14 protein-coding genes are annotated in these 15,928 nt (G+C 67.7%); 7 read left to right on the forward strand and 7 right to left on the reverse strand.

The genetic code is table 11. The annotated features are described in order from the left end of the window. Positions 1-18: 18 nt before the first annotated feature. The 5 genes from BLT81_RS10125 to BLT81_RS10145 are packed head-to-tail and all read left to right on the forward strand — an operon-like array spanning position 19 to position 8,914. The gene (locus tag BLT81_RS10125; RefSeq protein WP_019193700.1) at positions 19-783 is read left to right on the forward strand and encodes a decaprenylphospho-beta-D-erythro-pentofuranosid-2-ulose 2-reductase; all 765 of its coding nucleotides are present in this window, start codon (positions 19-21) and stop codon (positions 781-783) included. A gap of 50 nt (positions 784-833) precedes the next feature. Continuing rightward, entirely contained in the window at positions 834-2,813 is a 1,980-nt protein-coding gene (locus BLT81_RS10130) for an arabinofuranosyltransferase (protein ID WP_019193699.1), read from the forward strand. 11 nt (positions 2,814-2,824) lie between these two features. Beyond that, positions 2,825-6,256 carry an arabinosyltransferase domain-containing protein gene (locus BLT81_RS10135; protein WP_331271096.1) on the forward strand — a complete coding sequence of 1,144 codons (3,432 nt, stop codon included), beginning with the start codon at positions 2,825-2,827 and terminating at the stop codon, positions 6,254-6,256. A gap of 55 nt (positions 6,257-6,311) precedes the next feature. Next, positions 6,312-8,219, forward strand: a complete 1,908-nt coding sequence (locus tag BLT81_RS10140) for a M13 family metallopeptidase (protein ID WP_040421133.1) — start codon at positions 6,312-6,314, stop codon at positions 8,217-8,219. Next, positions 8,216-8,914: a hypothetical protein gene (locus tag BLT81_RS10145; RefSeq protein WP_019193696.1), complete on the forward strand. Its 699-nt coding sequence runs from the start codon at positions 8,216-8,218 to the stop codon at positions 8,912-8,914. The genes BLT81_RS10140 and BLT81_RS10145 overlap by 4 nt, the downstream gene beginning before the upstream one ends. Before the next feature lie 200 nt (positions 8,915-9,114). Here BLT81_RS10145 and BLT81_RS10150 read toward each other — a convergent pair whose 3' ends face one another. Both BLT81_RS10150 and BLT81_RS10155 read right to left on the reverse strand, forming a co-directional pair. Then, on the reverse strand, positions 9,115-9,894 hold the full coding sequence (locus tag BLT81_RS10150) for a VOC family protein (RefSeq protein WP_019193695.1): 780 nt from the start codon (positions 9,892-9,894) through the stop codon (positions 9,115-9,117). Further along, positions 9,895-10,176 (reverse strand): RNA-binding S4 domain-containing protein, encoded by a 282-nt coding sequence (locus BLT81_RS10155; protein WP_019193694.1) that lies wholly within the window; start codon positions 10,174-10,176, stop codon positions 9,895-9,897. 35 nt (positions 10,177-10,211) lie between these two features. On the opposite strand from BLT81_RS10155, the gene BLT81_RS10160 reads away from it, so the two are divergent. Further along, positions 10,212-10,754 (forward strand): sugar O-acetyltransferase, encoded by a 543-nt coding sequence (locus tag BLT81_RS10160; RefSeq protein ID WP_019193693.1) that lies wholly within the window; start codon positions 10,212-10,214, stop codon positions 10,752-10,754. On the opposite strand, the gene BLT81_RS10165 is transcribed toward BLT81_RS10160, so the two are convergent. Both BLT81_RS10165 and BLT81_RS10170 read right to left on the reverse strand, forming a co-directional pair. Next, positions 10,751-11,458 carry an SDR family oxidoreductase gene (locus BLT81_RS10165; protein ID WP_051011434.1) on the reverse strand — a complete coding sequence of 236 codons (708 nt, stop codon included), beginning with the start codon at positions 11,456-11,458 and terminating at the stop codon, positions 10,751-10,753. The two genes, BLT81_RS10160 and BLT81_RS10165, sit on opposite strands and share 4 nt — an antisense overlap. Positions 11,459-11,469: 11 nt before the next feature. Then, positions 11,470-12,117, reverse strand: a complete 648-nt coding sequence (locus BLT81_RS10170; RefSeq protein ID WP_019193691.1) for an alpha-ketoglutarate-dependent dioxygenase AlkB — start codon at positions 12,115-12,117, stop codon at positions 11,470-11,472. A 23-nt stretch (positions 12,118-12,140) separates the two neighbouring features. Here BLT81_RS10170 and BLT81_RS12755 point away from each other — a divergent pair, with 23 nt between their 5' ends. Beyond that, positions 12,141-12,317 (forward strand): hypothetical protein, encoded by a 177-nt coding sequence (locus BLT81_RS12755; protein ID WP_155860802.1) that lies wholly within the window; start codon positions 12,141-12,143, stop codon positions 12,315-12,317. Here BLT81_RS12755 and thpR (BLT81_RS10175) read toward each other — a convergent pair. The 3 genes from thpR (BLT81_RS10175) to thpR (BLT81_RS10185) form a co-directional block, all read right to left on the reverse strand. Then, complete coding sequence (gene thpR, locus BLT81_RS10175) at positions 12,314-12,835, reverse strand: RNA 2',3'-cyclic phosphodiesterase (RefSeq protein ID WP_040420994.1); 522 nt, start codon at positions 12,833-12,835, stop codon at positions 12,314-12,316. The two genes, BLT81_RS12755 and thpR (BLT81_RS10175), sit on opposite strands and share 4 nt — an antisense overlap. A gap of 101 nt (positions 12,836-12,936) precedes the next feature. Beyond that, positions 12,937-15,039, reverse strand: a complete 2,103-nt coding sequence (locus BLT81_RS10180) for an HtaA domain-containing protein (RefSeq protein WP_019193688.1) — start codon at positions 15,037-15,039, stop codon at positions 12,937-12,939. Between the two features lie 346 nt (positions 15,040-15,385). Beyond that, the gene (gene thpR, locus BLT81_RS10185; protein WP_040421130.1) at positions 15,386-15,925 is read right to left on the reverse strand and encodes an RNA 2',3'-cyclic phosphodiesterase; all 540 of its coding nucleotides are present in this window, start codon (positions 15,923-15,925) and stop codon (positions 15,386-15,388) included. Between the last annotated feature and the right edge of the window lie 3 nt (positions 15,926-15,928).

The raw sequence follows: 15,928 nt of genomic DNA on the forward strand, positions 1-15,928 counted from the left end.
ACCTCAAGGAGAAACCACATGCTCAACGCTGTAGGCCAAGCCCAGCACATCCTGCTCATCGGCGGCACCTCCGAGATCGGACTCGCCACCGTGCGCGAGCTCCTCTCCCGCGGCGCCGCGCCCACGGTCACCCTGGCGCTGCGCAAGGAATCCCCGCGCGCCGACGCCGCCGTGGAGGAGGTCACCCGCGCCGGGGCAGGCGAGGTGCGCGTGGTGGACTTCCACGCCACCGACTTCGCCTCCCACCCCGCCACGATCGAGGAGGCCTTCGTCGGCGGCGACGTCGACGTCGCCATCGTCGCCTTCGGCACCCTGGGCGACCAGGAGGCGCTCTGGCAGGACCAGGAGCTCGCCGTCGAATCCGTCCAGACCAACTACACCGCCTTCGTCTCCGTCGGCGTGCTGTTGGGCCAGGCGCTGCGCGCGCAGGGCCACGGCACGATCATCGCTCTGAGCTCGGTCGCCGGCCAAAAGGTGCGCCGCTCTAACTTCGTCTACGGCTCCGCCAAGGCCGGCATGGACGGGTTCTACCTGCAGCTCGGCGAGGCGCTGCGCAACGACGGCGTGAGCGTCACCGTGGTGCGCCCGGGCCAGGTGCGCACCAAGATGACTCACGGGCTGAAGGAGGCCCCGCTGACGGTGGACAAAGAGCAGGTCGCCGAGGCCGCCGTGGAGGCCGCGCTGAAGGGAGAGCGCACGGTGTTCGTCCACCCGCTCTTCGGCCCGATTTCGTTCGTGCTGCAGCACATCCCGGCGCCGATCATGCGGCGGCTGAGCTTCTAGGCCGAGCTTCTCACGCGGCGGTGTCCGGGCCGTGTGAGAGACTGTTACCCATGCAGTTTTCTCAGACGGAAACAGCGCCACCGCTTCGCCCCAGCTCCGGCGCCCCGGACGCGCTGAGCTCCGGCACCACCGCGTGGCGCATGGCCGCCGCGGTGGTTGGCGCGGGCGTCGTCTCGCTCGCGGCGTGGTACGCCCTGCGTGCGACGTCGTTCCCCGCGTTCAACACCTCGATGGTGCCCCGGGCCCTCGCCACCGCCGGCGGCTTTGCCGTTGTGCTCGTCACCGCGCTGCTTCTGTGGCTGTGGCACCGCGAGGCCGCCGGCGCACGCCCCGTCTGGCGGCGCGTGCTCACCGAGGTCGTCGCCGTGCTCTCCCCCGCCGGGCTCGTGGTGGCCACGCTCGGCGTGCCGCTCAGCGCGACCCGCCTGTACCTCGACGGCATCCAGGTGGACCAGGGCTTTCGCACCCAGTTCCTCTCCCGCATGGCGGCCGAGCTGGGCCACCACGACATGAACTACCTGGGCCTTCCTTCCTTCTACCCGCTCGGCTGGTTCTGGCTCGGCGGCCGCATGGCCACCCTGCTGGGCATGCCGGGATGGGAGGTCTACCAGCCGTGGGCGATTGTCTCGCTCGCCGCGGGCGCGGCGGCGCTGGTTCCGCTGTGGCGCAAGCTCACCGGCTCGTTGCCGTTGGCCACGGCCATCGCCGCGGTGACCACGGCGGTGGTGCTCACGCTCACGCCCGACGAGCCCTACGCGGCGCTCGTCGCTCTGTTCGTCCCCGCCGCCGCGGCCATGTCCTCGCGCGCGCTGCGCGGGTCGTGGACGGCGACGGCGGCGCTCGCCGTCTACCTGGGCATCTCGGCCACCTTTTACACGCTGTTCACCGCCATTTCCGCCGCGAGCGTCGTCGTATTCGCCCTCGTGCTCTGGGCGCGCCGCTGGCGCGACCTCACCGCGCTGGTGCACCTCGTGGTCATCGGCGTGGGAGCCTGCCTCATCGCGCTCATCTCGTGGGGGCCCTACCTTGCTGCCCTCGTGTTCGGAGACTACGAGGCCATCAGTACCGCGAACCGCTTCCTGCCGGTCGAGGGCACGGTGTTCCCGCTGCCCTTCTTCGCCTTCTCGCTCGTCGGTCTGCTCAGCCTCGTCGGCCTCGTCTTCCTGCTCATGCGCTTCCGCCAGCTCACCTACACGGGCCTGTTTGTCACGGCGATTGTGTCCTACCTGTGGGTGTTGGCGTCCATGCTGGCCAGCCTGGCCGGAACGTCGCTGCTGGGCTTCCGCCTCGAGGTCGTGGTCACCCTCATCTTCGTCACCGCGGGCCTGCTCGCGCTGCCGGAGATCCGGCTCTGGGCGGCCGACGTAGCCGCCCCCGCAGGGGAAAAGACCGCCGCCCGCTCCATCGCCGCGACGGTCCTCGCGATCGTGCTGGGCACGGCGACGCTGTCGCTCGTGCAGCAGATCCCGAAGGAGAACGAGCGCCACATCGACCAGGCCTACGCCGACACCGACGGCTACGGCGAGCGCGCCGACAGGTTCCCGCCGGACCCCGGCCAGTACTACGGCGAGATCGTCGACTACCTCGGCGAGCACGGCTACGCGCCCACCGAGACGGTCGTCTACACCGACGAGATCAATTTCATGGCCTTCAACCCCTTCTACGGCTTCAACGCCTTCACCAGCCACTACGCCAACCCGCTGGGTGAGTTCGACCTGCGCAACGAGGCGCTCGCCTCCTGGTCGGCGGGCTCTTTCGAGGAGCTTTCCAGCCCTGACGAGTTCCTCGCCGCCCTCGACGGCGTGCAGTGGCGCGCCCCGGACGCCTTCATCTTCCGCGGGGACTTAAGCACCAGCACCCCGGAGGAGCCGTGGAAGACCCACATCGCCCACGACATCTTCCCCAGCGAACCAAACGTGCGCTACGAGGCGCTCTTTTTCAACCCCGAGGCCTTCGACTCCCCCGCCTGGGACGTGGAGCAGATTGGCCCCTTCGTGGTTGCGGTTCGGATTCAGGGCGACGAGAAGTAGAGTTACACGTCGTGACAGCACCTGAAACAGCTCCCCACCGGACACCGGACGCGGCCGTGAAGGCGCGCACGGAGGCGTCGTCAAGCTTCGCGGGCCTCGCCGCGGTCTCTGGCATCCTCGCCTTCCTCTGCTTCGTGCTCACACCCCTGCTGCCGGTCAACCAGGTCCAATCCTCGCTGAGTTGGCCGCAGAACGGCGAACTGAACTCGGTGAACGCCCCGCTGATCTCGCTCGCCCCCGACGAGCTCGAGATCACGGTGCCGCTCTCCGCGGTCGACGCGCTGCGCGAGGGCCAGAGCCTGATCGTGGGCACCCTGCCCGAGGACTCCACAGAGGCGTTCGACCGCGGCATGTTCATCACCTCGCCCGACGGCGGCATCATCGTCAACTCCGTCAACGAGGTCCTGTTCGAGCTCACCCCGCAGGAGGTCGCCGAGCTGCCCGAGGGCGCAGACGTCGTTGTCCGCGCCACCAGCGAGGGCACCTCCGTCACCATCCCCGGCACCGACTACGAGGAGGAGGGCGAGGAGGACCTGCGCCCCCAGGTCACCGGCCTCTACACCGAGCTCGAGGGCGACGCCGCCGCGCTTATCGACGACGGACTTAACGCCCAGGTACAGATCAACTCGCGGTTCACCTCCACGCCCACCACACTCAAGACGGCGGCGATGGTGCTCGGCGCGGTCTCCGCGCTCATCGCGCTGTTTAGCCTGTGGCGCCTCGACCACCTCGACGGGCGCCGCTGGCGCTTCTTCCCCCGCACCTGGCGCACCTTCACCCCCCTGGACGCCGTGGTGCTGGCCATCCTCGGCTTCTGGCACGTGTTCGGCGCGAACACCTCGGACGACGGCTTCCTGCTCACCATGGCGCGGGTGTCCAACGAGTCCGACTACATGGCCAACTACTACCGCTGGTACGGCGTGCCGGAGTCGCCCTTCGGCTCGCCGTTCTACGACATCCTCGCGCTCCTCGCGAAGGTGTCCACCGCGTCGATGTGGATGCGCCTGCCTACGCTCATCGCCGGCATCCTGACCTGGTGGATTCTCTCCCGCGAGATCCTGCCGCGCCTCGGCGAGGCCATCGGCCAGCGGCGCATGGCGTACTGGACCGCCGCCTTTGTGTTCCTCGCCTTTTGGCTGCCCTACAACAACGGCACGCGCCCCGAGCCGATCATCGCTCTCGGGCTCATCGCCACCTGGGCCGCCTTCGAACGCGCCATCGCCGCGCAGCGCCTCGCCCCGGCCGCGGTGGGCACCGTGTTCGCCGCGTTCACCCTGGCCTGCGGCCCGACGGGCCTGGCCGCGGTCGGCGTGTTCCTCATTTCCCTGCCTGCGGTGTTCCGTATCATGCACCGCCGCCGGGCCTACGCGCCGTGGGTGTCCTACATCGCGGTGTTCCTCGGCGTGGGCACCTCCGTGATGATCGCGGTGTTCCACGACCAGACCCTCGCTGCGGTCATCGAGGCCACCGCCGTGCGCGCCGAGGTCGGCCCGGCCCTGCCGTGGTACTCGGAGCCGGCGCGCTACTACACCCTCTTCCAGGAGTCAGTCGACGGCTCGATGACGCGCCGCTTCCCCGTGTTCATCCTGGTGTTCTGCGTCGCGCTGATCCTGTGGGCCCTGGCCCGCTTCGGGCGGGTGCCGGGCGCTGCACGCGGCCCGGTCCAGCGCCTCGTGGCCATCGTGGCGCTGAGCACCTTCTTCTTCATGTTCACGCCGACGAAGTGGACCCACCACTTCGGTATCTACGCCGGCGTCGGCGGCGCCGCGGCGGCCGTCGGCGCCGTGGTGCTCAGCGCGGTGGCGCTGCGCTCTGCGCGCAACCGCACGCTCTCCATCGCGGCCGTGCTGTTCATCATGGCCTTCACCCTCGGCGGGTGGAACGCGTGGTGGTACGTCTCCTCCTTCGGCGTGCCGTGGTGGGACCGCACGGTGCAGCTGCGCGGCGTCGAGGCAAACACGGTGATGCTGGCCATCACGCTTGTGGTACTCGCGATCGGGATCGTGCAATCGCTGCGCAAGGACGGCGCGCTCACCCCGAGCGAGCGCAGCCGCTGGGCGGGGGTCATGTCGGCCCCCATCGCCGTGATCTCCATACTCATGGTGGCGTTTTCGTGCCTGACCTTCCTCAAGGCCTTCATCGACCAGGCTCCCGCCTACTCCGTGGGCATGGGCAACGTGAAGACCTTCGGCGGCAACGTTTGCGCCCTCGGCGGCGACGTGCTGCTGGAGACGGATACGAACGACTCCTTCCTCACCCCCGTCGGGGGCGTGCCTCTGGGGCGCTCGCTCGAGGCGGGCGACAACCGCGGCTTCCACCCGGAGGGCGTGCCCGCCTACATCGTTTCCGAGGCGGATAACGTGGCCACCTCCGACCCCCGCACCGCCGCGGACGACAGCGCCGCGGCGGCTGTGGCTCCCGCCGACACCACCGGTACCGGCGCCGGCACGAGTTCCAGAACTGGCACCTCGACCGGCACCGGCAGCAGCACTGACGCCGGGCGGGCCGACGCCGCCGCCCAGCCCTCGGATGCCTCCGCGCAGGAGCAGTCCACCACCCGTACGAACACCCAGGGCAACCGCCCGGCGGACCAGCCGGGCATCAACGGCTCGACGGTGCGCCTCCCGTTCAACCTCGACTACACCCGCGTCCCGGTGCTGGGCACCTTCTCCGACGAGCCATCGGGCGCCGCCTCCCTCGAGACCGCCTGGTACGAGCTGCCGGCCTCGCGCGAGGACGCCCCGCTGCTCGTCACCTCCGTCGCCGGGCGCATCGCCCACCACGACATCAACGGCATTAAGCAGCGCGGCAACGAGCTCATGCTGGAGTACGGCTCCCGCTCCGGCGACGGCACCGTCGAGGTCCTCGGCGAGGTGGAGATGCTCGACCAGGGCCCGACGCCGTCGTGGCGCAACCTGCGCTACCCGCTGGCGGACCTGCCCGCGGAGGCCGACGTTGTGCGCCTCGTCGCGGAGGATTCCTCGCTGAAGAAGGAGGACTGGCTGGCGTTGACGCCGCTGCGCGTGCCCACGCTTGCCCCGCTCGGCGAGGTGCTCCCCGCCGACGAACCGGGTCTGCTGGACTGGGCCGTGGCCTTCCAGTATCCCTGCCAGCGCACGTTCAACCACTTCGCGGGCGTGACCGAGATCCCCGAGTACCGCATCATGCCGGACGCCCCCGGCAAGAAGCAGCTCTCCGGGTTCATGGACTTCCTCGGCGGCGGCGCCCTGGCCACCGCCGAGGCCGTGAACTACTCCTACGAGATCCCGGGCTACCTCAATAACGACTGGCAGCGTGACTGGGGCTCGGTGGCCAGGTACGAGCGGCGCCCGAACTCCGTCGGCGAGGCCCCCCAGGTGGCGCAGATTGACCACGAGGAGATCGAACGCTCCGGCTGGTGGAGCCCCGGCCCGATGACGATTCGCGACCCGAACGAGTCGTAGAGCTCGGGTCACGGAGTTCAGGTGCGCTGTCGGGCGCCGCGTTAGAGTAGTGGGCATGAAAGACCTGTTTGAGTTTGTCAACGGCCGCTGGGTCGATGCCCACACTATTCCCGCCGACCGCGGCATTGACGGCGCGTTCTACGAGCTGCGCGACAAGGCGGAGGAGGACGTCCACGCCCTGCTGGGCGAGGGCGTCGGCCGCGGCGGCGACCTCTTCGTGTCCTTCATGGACACCGACGCGGTCAACGGCGCAGGGATGGAGCCGCTCGAGGCGGACCTGGACCGCCTGTCCGCCACGGACATCGAGGACTTCGTGTCCAACCTCGGCGCCCTCGAGCGTGAGGGCGTGGGCGGGCCGCTGAGCTACTGGGTGGAAAAGGACTCCCAGGGCGACAACAGTGTGGCCTACCTGGTCCAGAGCGGGCTCGGGCTTCCCGACGAAGCCTACTACCGCTCCCCCGAGCACGCCGAGACGCTGGAGAAGTACGGCCGCCACGTGGAGAAGATGCTCGGGTTCCTCGACCCGTCGTACCTGTTCGGCCTGAGCCCAGAGGTGGCGGCCAAGCGCATTGTCACGCTCGAGTCGCAGGTGGCGCACAGCCACTGGGACGTCGTCGCGGCCCGCGACGCGATCGGCACGTACAACCCGGTGGACTTTGAGGAGTTGCCGGCGATCATCCAGACGCTCTTGCGCGCCTCCGGGTTGACGGGGGGCCGGGTGATCAACATGATGCCCTCGTTCACCGAGGAGCTGGCGGGCATGCTGCGCCCCGAAGCCCTGGCGGACTGGCAGCTGTGGGGCGCGTGGCACATCCTGCGCTCGCGCGCCGGCGTCCTGCCGGAAGAGGTGGGCGCGGCGAACTTCGAGTTCTACGGCACGGTGCTCTCCGGCGCGACGGAGCAGCGCGACCGCTGGAAGCGGGGCGTGGGGCTGGCCGAGTCGCTGGTGGGCGAGGAGATTGGCCAGGGGTACGTCGATAAGCACTTCCCCCCTGCCTCGAAGGAGCACATGCTTGAGCTCGTCGACTACCTGGTGCGGGCCTACCGCGAGCGCATTTCCACGCTCGAGTGGATGGGCGCGCAGACGCGCGAGCGGGCGCTGCAGAAGCTGGAGAAGTTCCGCGCCAAGATCGGCTACCCGGACCGGTGGCGCGACTACTCCGGCCTGGAGTTTTCGCCGAACGGCGCGGACCTGCTGGACAACGTGCGCCGCGGCGCCGCGTTCGAGCACGCCTATCAGCTGGACAAGATCGGCCGGCCCGCCGACCGCGACGAGTGGGTGACCACCCCGCAGACGGTCAACGCCTTCTACAACCCGGTGGTCAACGACATCACCTTCCCCGCCGCGATCCTGCAGCCGCCGTTCTTCGACCCGGAGGCGGACGCCGCCGAGAACTTCGGCGGCATCGGCGCCGTCATCGGCCACGAGATCGGCCACGGCTTCGACGACCAGGGATCGCGCTACGACGGCGACGGAAACCTCAACTCCTGGTGGACCGACGAGGACCGCGAGCGCTTCGACCAGCTGACCTCCACGCTGGTCAAACAGTACGACGGCCTCATTCCCGCCGTGCTCGAGGGACGCGAGGGCGTCAGCGGCGTCAACGGCAAGTTCACCCTCGGCGAGAATATCGGCGATTTGGGTGGGCTCGGCATTGCGGTCGTGGCGTACCAGCTATACCTGAAGGACAAGGAGCTCACGGACGGCTCCTCCCTGCCCTTCGGCGATCTCGACGGCGAGTACACCGGCTTCCAGCGCCTCTTCCTGTCCTGGGCGCGCGTGTGGCGCTCCAAGGTGCGCCCGGAGATGGCGGCCCAGCTGCTCGCCATCGACCCGCACTCGCCCAACGAGTTCCGGTGCAACGTCATCGCCGCGAACATCCCCAAGTTCTACAGCGCCTTCGACGTCGCGGAGGGCTCGCGCGTGTGGATCGCCCCCGAGGACAGGGTGACCATCTGGTGAGAAAGCCCTTGGAGAAGGGCTCGCTTGACGACGCCTACCCCGAAAACGTCCAGGGCGACAGCGCCTTCAACGTCGGCGGTGTTGATCGCCTGCTGCCCGACGAGCTGCAGCTCGAGCAGATCTACGCCTACATGGAGGCAACCTACCCCTGCGACGGCGCGCCCACGGATACCTACCTGGCCCTGCTGCCCGACCGCCTCACCCACGCCGCGATGCTCATGCTCGGCTCGGCGGCCGACCACGCGATGCCCGGCGTCGCCTTCCCCGGGGGCGTCGGGGTGACGGAGACCGAGTGGGGCGCCCTGTTCACCCCGACGGAGCCGACCGGGGCATGGGCTGTTTCCTGCGCCCCCGCGCTCGGGCCGAAGGCCCGGGAGCACGCGTGGCGCCCCGAGGTCGCCGGGGCGGCGGAGCTGTCGGGGGCGCGCATCCTTGACGTCGATACGCCCAGCGACGCCCCCGCCGCCGTCGCCTACGCCCGCGAGCGCGGCGCCACCCGCGTCGCGCTGTGGGGGCTCGGCGCGCTGCCCGAGGCTACCGCCGACGCGACCGTGCTCACCTTCCCCGCCAACGGCGGCAGCGCCGACTACGTCCAACACCGCGCGGACTACTTCACGCGCGGCGTCATTTCCACGCCCGAACAAGCGCGGCGCCGCGTGCGCGACGTCGCCGACTTTTTACGACGGGGAGCATAGGCGGGCGCGCCCGCGAGCGGGACGTATCTGGGGCCCGGCTCGGGGACCTTGCCCCTGTGAGGTAGCAGGCGGCTACCACGGTGGCCAAGGCGCGTTCAACGCACACGCTGAGCACTGAGGCGGTGAGGGAGAGTTGGCGTCCGATGATGTGTCTCGCCCTCCACGGATCACTCCTACCTAGCGGGGTGCGCAACGCCGCCCTAGAGGCCGAACACGGAGTCGGCCTCGCTGATCTCCTCGAATGTGGGTTCCTCGACCTCGCAGAGGACAACACCCGCGCTGGTCGCGTCGGCGGCGAACACGATCGGGCCGAAGGAACTGTCGCCTGGGCCGGCGATGACGTCGCCGCCGAGGGTCGTCACCCCAGCCGCGGCTGCACTCACATCGGACACGCCGAAGAAGACGTCCCAGTACCCCTCGTTCTCTCGGAAGCGTTCGACCTCGGACAGGTCGCGCATGCCGAGGAAAGCGGCGCCGTCGCGCATCGCGGTGTAGTAGCCGTCGGCGTAGCGGATCTCCCAGTCGAACAGCTCACCGTAGAAGTCGATGCACTCCTTTGCCTTGGCGGTGCCGACGTACTCGTGCCACACCGGCGTCCCGGGCTCGCCGGCGGCGACGAACTGGTCCTCGCCCGCAGGACGGATCAGGCCGAACACCGCGCCGGACGGGTCGGTGCACAGCGTCATCTCGCCGAGTGACGCCTCTGTGCTGGCCAGCACGGTGCCGCCGAGCTTTTCCACAGTGGCGCGGTCGCTGTCTGGGTCGCGGGTGAGGAAGTAGGTCACCCAGGTGTTCGGGAACTGTCCCTCTTGTTCGATGAATCCGGCGACGGGCAGTCCCTGGCTGCGGGCGACCCGGTAGGGGCCGTCGGAAACCTCCCAGTCGAGCAGCTTGGAGTAAAAATAGGCGGCCTTCATCGGCTCGTCGGTGGCCAAATCCAGCCAGTAGGGCATGCCGTCCACGGCTTCGAATGCGGGCATTTACAGGTTCCTCCACTTTTCCGGGTCGAAGTCGTCGTTCGCGGTGCGCTCGTCGAAGTAGTCGTCGCCCTCCGAGTCGGCCACCACGGTGGCGGTGATGCCGGCGACGGTGACCGTGTCGGCGTCGTGAAGCAACAAGCCCCTGGATGTGACAACCTCGCCGTTGACCGCCACCTCGCCGGAGGCGATGAGCTCCTTGGCGTGGCCGCCGGTCTCGGCGAGGGTGGCGAGTTTGAGGAATTGGCCGAGCTTGATCGACTCTCCGCTGATGGCAACGTCCATGCCGTCCAGCTTAGCGGGCAGGTAGCGTGGGGCTCATGTATCCCGTTGGACGCTGGTACCTGCCGACGAACCACCCGACGGCCAACGAACAGCATCAAGCCACGTGGTCGATCCTGCGCGAGTTCAACGCGCTGTCCAACACGGACCCGGCGCGCTCCCGCGAGCTGCTGAGGCATCTGTTTCCCCGCAGCGAGTTCCTGCCAGAGGCGTGGGCGCCGCTGCACCTAGAGCTCGGGGTGAACACACGCTTTGGCGAGGGCTGCTTTATCAACTTCAATTGCACCATCCTCGACGTCGCGCCGGTGGACATCGGTGCGCGTACGTTGTTTGGCCCTGGCTGCCAGCTCATTACCGTCGGTCACCCCGTCGACGACCACGCCGCGCGCGCCGAAGGGTGGGAGATCGCCCACCCCATCGCCATCGGCGACGACTGCTGGTTCGGCGCGGGCGCCATGGTCATGCCGGGGGTGACGGTGGGTGATCGCTGCGTTGTTGCGGCCGGGGCGGTGGTCACGCGCGACCTGCCGGCCGGCTCGCTCGCGGCGGGAGTGCCCGCCTCGGTCAAGCGTCAGCTTTAGCGTTCCGCCTGATCGGTCGGCATGATGCTCAGGGTGTCGATGTTGACGTGCGCCGGCAGGCTGGCCACCCACCGGATCGACTCGGCGATGTCCTCGGCGGTGAGGTTGAGTTTGCCCTCGTAGACCCCGTTGGCGCGGGCTTCGTCGCCGCCGAAGCGGTTGAGCGAAAAGTCGGTTTTGACGCGGCCTGGGTCGATCTCCGTGACGCGGATCAGGTTGTCCGCCTCCTCGCGGCGCAGCGCGCGCGTGAGGCCGCGCAGCCCGTACTTCGCTGCGTTGTAGCCGGCGCCGCCCTTGTACGCGTCGGTGCCCGCCACCGACCCGATGTTGATCACCAGCCCGCGCGCCGCCTTGAGCTGGGGGTACAGCGCCTTGGTCACGCGCACGGTGCCGAAGACATTGGTGCGGTACATCCACTCCCAATCCTCTTCGCGCGCGTCGCGCAGGTAATCGAGGTTTTTCGCGCCGCCCGCGTTGTTGACCAGCAGGTCTACGCGGTCCAGCTTCGCCGCAAGCGTATCGACGCTCCGTTGGTCCGTCACATCCAGCTCAACGGCAACACCGTTGATCTCGCGGGCGATGGCCTCGCAGCGCTCGAGACGCCGCGCCGCCACGTAGACCGTCCACCCGTCCCCCGCCAGCGCGCGGGCCGCCGCCTCCCCGATGCCGGCCGAGCCGCCTGTCACTACCGCAATCTTGCTCATGGCCACGCAGTCTACGCGGGGTGGACCTGGCGCATCGTGATGTTGATCCGCCCCTCTTTCAGGCCCGTGTGCTCCGGCCCCGTGCCCGGCCGCGGAGGGGTCACCCCGTGGCGCGCGCGCCTGGCTGGCCCGCCGAACACAAGGGCGTCACCAGACATGAGCACCACCTTGTGTCCCTCGATGCGAAAGGTAGTCTCCTCTCCAATAGAGAGGCTGACCACCGGGTTGTCCGCCTCCTCCTGAGCGTCGACATGCTCGCCCATGCCCGCTCCCGGCGGGTAGAAGTTCACCAGGGCGGTCTCGACCGCCATCTGATTAATCTGCGCGTCCAGCTCCTGCGCGCGCGCAATAATGGCGTCCGCCATGACCTGGTAGTTCTCCGGCACCGGCGGGACCGCGTGGCCGTCAACCTCCTGCACCAACCGGTACGGGTTCGTGGCCCAGAACCACCCTAATGACATCAGGTAGGCCTTCATGTGGTGCTGGCCCACCTGTGGGCGGCGCATCGCCACCGGGGTGCCCGCGACGCCGCGGGCGATGGCGCGAGCCTGTCTCACCAGGTCCGCCTGGGTGTCGGGGGACAAAAACGCGGGCAGGTGCACCACCCCTTCGGCGATGCGGGTGGGCGGCCGGGGCAGGTCTGTGGCGTCGAAAAGCATGCCCACACGCTACCCTCGTCCCTATGGCAAACAATGTGAACGGGAACGTGAACATGAACTTGAATACAGTGGCCGTGGGGGCCACGATCGTGGGCGTCGTTCTCGTGGCGCTCCTGCTGTCCGAGGGCAACTGGCTCGGCCCCGTCGTCGCGCTAGCAGCCGCGCTGCTGGCGGTGTTCGCGGCGCAGCGCACCCGTTAACGCAGGTAAAACCTGTCCACCACCTCGTAGCGCGACCCGCCACCGCGCCCCTCGCCCAGGTGAGACTCCACGAGTGCGACCTCGTCCGCCGTGAAATCCGGGCCGCGGTAGACGCTCAGGGCGTGGGCGTGGTCCGCGATGAGCCAGCCGTCGCGGCCCCGGGCGACGGTGAGGTGGGCGCGCTGGCAGTGACGCTCGGCCGGGCCGAGCAGGCAGTCCGCCATCAGATCACGAAGCTGCTGCGTCTCCCCGCCGACGCCGACCCACAGGGTGCGGGAGCTGAAACTACCTGCCCCCTGCAGGTGCAGCGCGAGCGGGCGCCGGAATGCGGTCGCCTGCGCCAGGGCGTCGGTGACGCGGCCGGCGTCGTTCGGCTGGTCGCCGTAGAACCCCAGGGTGAGGTGCCAGTTGTCGGGGTCCGTCCAGCGCAGCTCGCGGCCGCGCAGGGGCCGCAGGGCCGTGACCAGGTGCTCCCGCGCGGCGTCGGGAAGCATGATCGCCGCGAACAACCTTCTCATGTTTAACGACGCTACCCGGGCTCCTCGCTGGCATCGACTGCTCGGCGGAAATGCCGGCGCCTACGCCGCTTGTGCACCCGCCGTGTCCAGAGGCGCAGGCACTAGCTGCTGAGCTTGCCGATGCCGCCTGGGAACATTCCACCGAGGAACTGGCTCAACACACCGAACGCGGCCGCCACCCCTCCGAGAGCGCCCAAAATGCCCAAGATGATTGCCCATACCGGCGTCTCGGAGCGGGAGCTGTCGTCAGGCTGCTTGCTGTCGTCAGGCTGCTTGCTGTCGTCAGGCTGCTTGCCGTCGTCCTCTGCTGCGCCATCATCCGGCAGCGTTGGTGGCTCCCGGCCCTCGTCATAGGTGGGCGGCACGAAACGGGGGTCGTAGACCTTGCGCAGGATGTAGCGTTCTGCGCTTTCACCGAAGGAATCATCGTAGGAGGGCACGTAGAACGTTTTCTCGTCAAGCTGCAGGATGCTGCCGTGGAGGAATTCGTTTGTCTTTGCACCGTGCGGGACGGCGATGTCATCGTCGCCAGCCCTCTTAAACGTGGTTGCGTCGAGGGTCTTGAGCTTGCCGTCGGTGGCGTCGAGAGCAAGCAACGTTCCGTTCTCGGTGAGGACTGCGTTACCCCACGTCATCACGTCGGAGACTCGTCCGTTGACCGCATCCAGAGAGTGGGGCGAACTCCCGTTGAGGCGGGTGACCTTGCCGTTGTCGTAGCGGAAGGACTGCGCGAATGCATAGTCGGCACTCTTGTTGCTGCTGTAGCGTACGATGGTCTCGCCGTTGGTGCGAGCCTCTGTGATCTTTAGACCTGCCGTCGCGCTGCCGGTGTCCGGGAGCAGGCGGGCGGGCGCGTCGGTGCTGCCCGGGTTGAGGGCAACCATAAAGCCGTAAAACTTCGTGGGCTCGCCCCCATCATCCATCATTCCGCTACTGTCGTTCGCGTTCAGGATGAAAGAGCCGTCCTTCATGGGCAGAAGGTGGTTCTTGAACGGATGGAAGTTGAGGTACCCGCCGTAGGGGGTTTCCAGCTCTGTGATGCCGTGCGGCGCACCGAGCTCCTGCTGAGACGGCAGGTTGACTGGGGTGATCGCTCCGGCGTTGACCACGGCAAGCTGTTTCGTCGTCACCGCGACAACCTGCTTTGACCACGGGTTGTACCCCAACGCCGTGACGGTGTCGGGGAAGGTGTGGACGGCGGTCGGCTCGCCGAAGCCGGTCTTCGTGTCCACGTGCACCTTGTACAGCGTCTTTGTGTTGTCGTCGGCAGGCCCGCGGCCTCCGGCGGGGGCGTCCCTGACCATGTAGTAGAGGTCCTGCTTGTCTTCGTCGAAGGCGACCGCGCCGTAGCCGTTGAGCATGGCGTGCATGTGGTGAAGCTCGTTGAGGTCGCGGTCGAGCAGCGCAAAGCCCGCCTTTTCCAGTGGGGTGAAGCGGGCGTCGGCTGTTGCGACGAGGACGTGGCCATTGACCTTAAACAGTTCGCGGCGGTGCTCGTAGATGGCGCCGTTGTCGAACTTTTGAGTGGACACGGCGTAGGAAGCCGTATCCTTCGACAGGCGCTTGTAGTCATCGAGTCCGCTCTTATCAAAGCTGAACGTGAGCGAGTCCAACCCCGCGCCAAGGGGGTAGAACTCGGAGAACATCTGGTAGCCCTCGCGGGTCAGGGTCGCCGGTATTTCCGACCACGTGACGGTGTTTCCGTTTTCAATGAAGTCAGCATTAGCTGTGTAGAGCTGCGCGATCGGACGAGCGGAATCGTTTCCAGGATTGGTGTAAACGTGGCCGCTGGGGTATTGCCGCGAGGAGACTGTGGCGTAGACGTAGGAGCCGTCGGGGCTAAGGACAATGCGCAGGTTCTCAATCTTGAGGTCGAGCGCACAATTGTTCAGGGTTCCTTTGTCGCAGTACTTCAGGTAGTGCACGCCTCCGGTGAAGGTGGCCTCGAAGCGCTCCGTGGCCTTGTCGTAGGTGGTTGTGTCCAGGGCGAAATCGAATCGGTTCTTCTGCTCGTTTGTAGTGGCACCGCCGAGCATGTGGGTCGGGCCCTTGGAGTAGTTGTTGAAGGAGGCCCGCACACCCCAACTCAGCGAGAGCGGCCTTTCCACTGCCGCCGCGACCGGGCTGAGCACTGGGTTAAGCGGGGACAGCGTGAGGCAGACGGCGAGGGCGATCGCGCCGCGACGTTTATATGCGATTTTCATTAGGCTCCGATGTGAGTCTGACAAACAAGGACGATAAAAGTTTATCAGTAAGTGTTGCCTTACCTAACATCGACACCCCCACGGGGGTATCTCCTTGCCGCCTTGTACAACCCAACGACAGCGATCCGTCATGGTGACGGCACCACATCGTCGGACCTTCGGCCTATGCTCTTTCGGTGTGCGGGCCGCATCTTGCCCACGTCGCCTTTCCGCTCCTACCGCACTGGACTAGGCAGCACATGGTGGTGGTGAACGCGTTCCCGGGAGATGTACACGGCTGGGGGCCATCTCCGTCCGCTACTCCCCCACCGGGGCACTTCACCCTAAAACTGTTCACACGAACCTCCTAGCGCAGGTAAAGCGTGTCCACAATGTCGTAGCACAGGCCACCACCGCGCCCCTGACCCAGATGCGACTCCATCAGGTGCACCTCATCGACCCAGAACTCGGGGCCGCAATACACGGACAGCGCGCGGGAGTGATCCTCCATCAGCCACACATCCCGGGTGTGGTTGCACCGTTTGGCAACCGTAAGATGGGCCCGCTGCCGGCGCCGCTCCTCGGAATCCATAGAACAGTCCGCCATGAGCTCGCGCAGCTGGGACTTGTCCCCGCCGACTCCGATCCAGAGGGTACGACGATCAAACGCCCCCGCTCCTCTCAGGTGGAGGCGCAAGGGGCGTCGAAAAGCAGTTGCCTGCGACAGGTGATCGGTGACCGCGGCAGCATCATTGGGCTGGTTGCCGTAAAACGCCATCGTAAGGTGCCAGGTGTCCGGGTCCGTCCACCTCAGCTCGGCAGAGGAGTCCCGAATCGGGCGAAGCGCCCGGACGAGATGTTCGCGGACCTCGTCCGGCGGAAGCACGGCAGCGAAAAGGCGTCTCATGAC

This window comes from Corynebacterium timonense, from assembly GCF_900105305.1.
GTDB lineage: Bacteria > Actinomycetota > Actinomycetes > Mycobacteriales > Mycobacteriaceae > Corynebacterium > Corynebacterium timonense.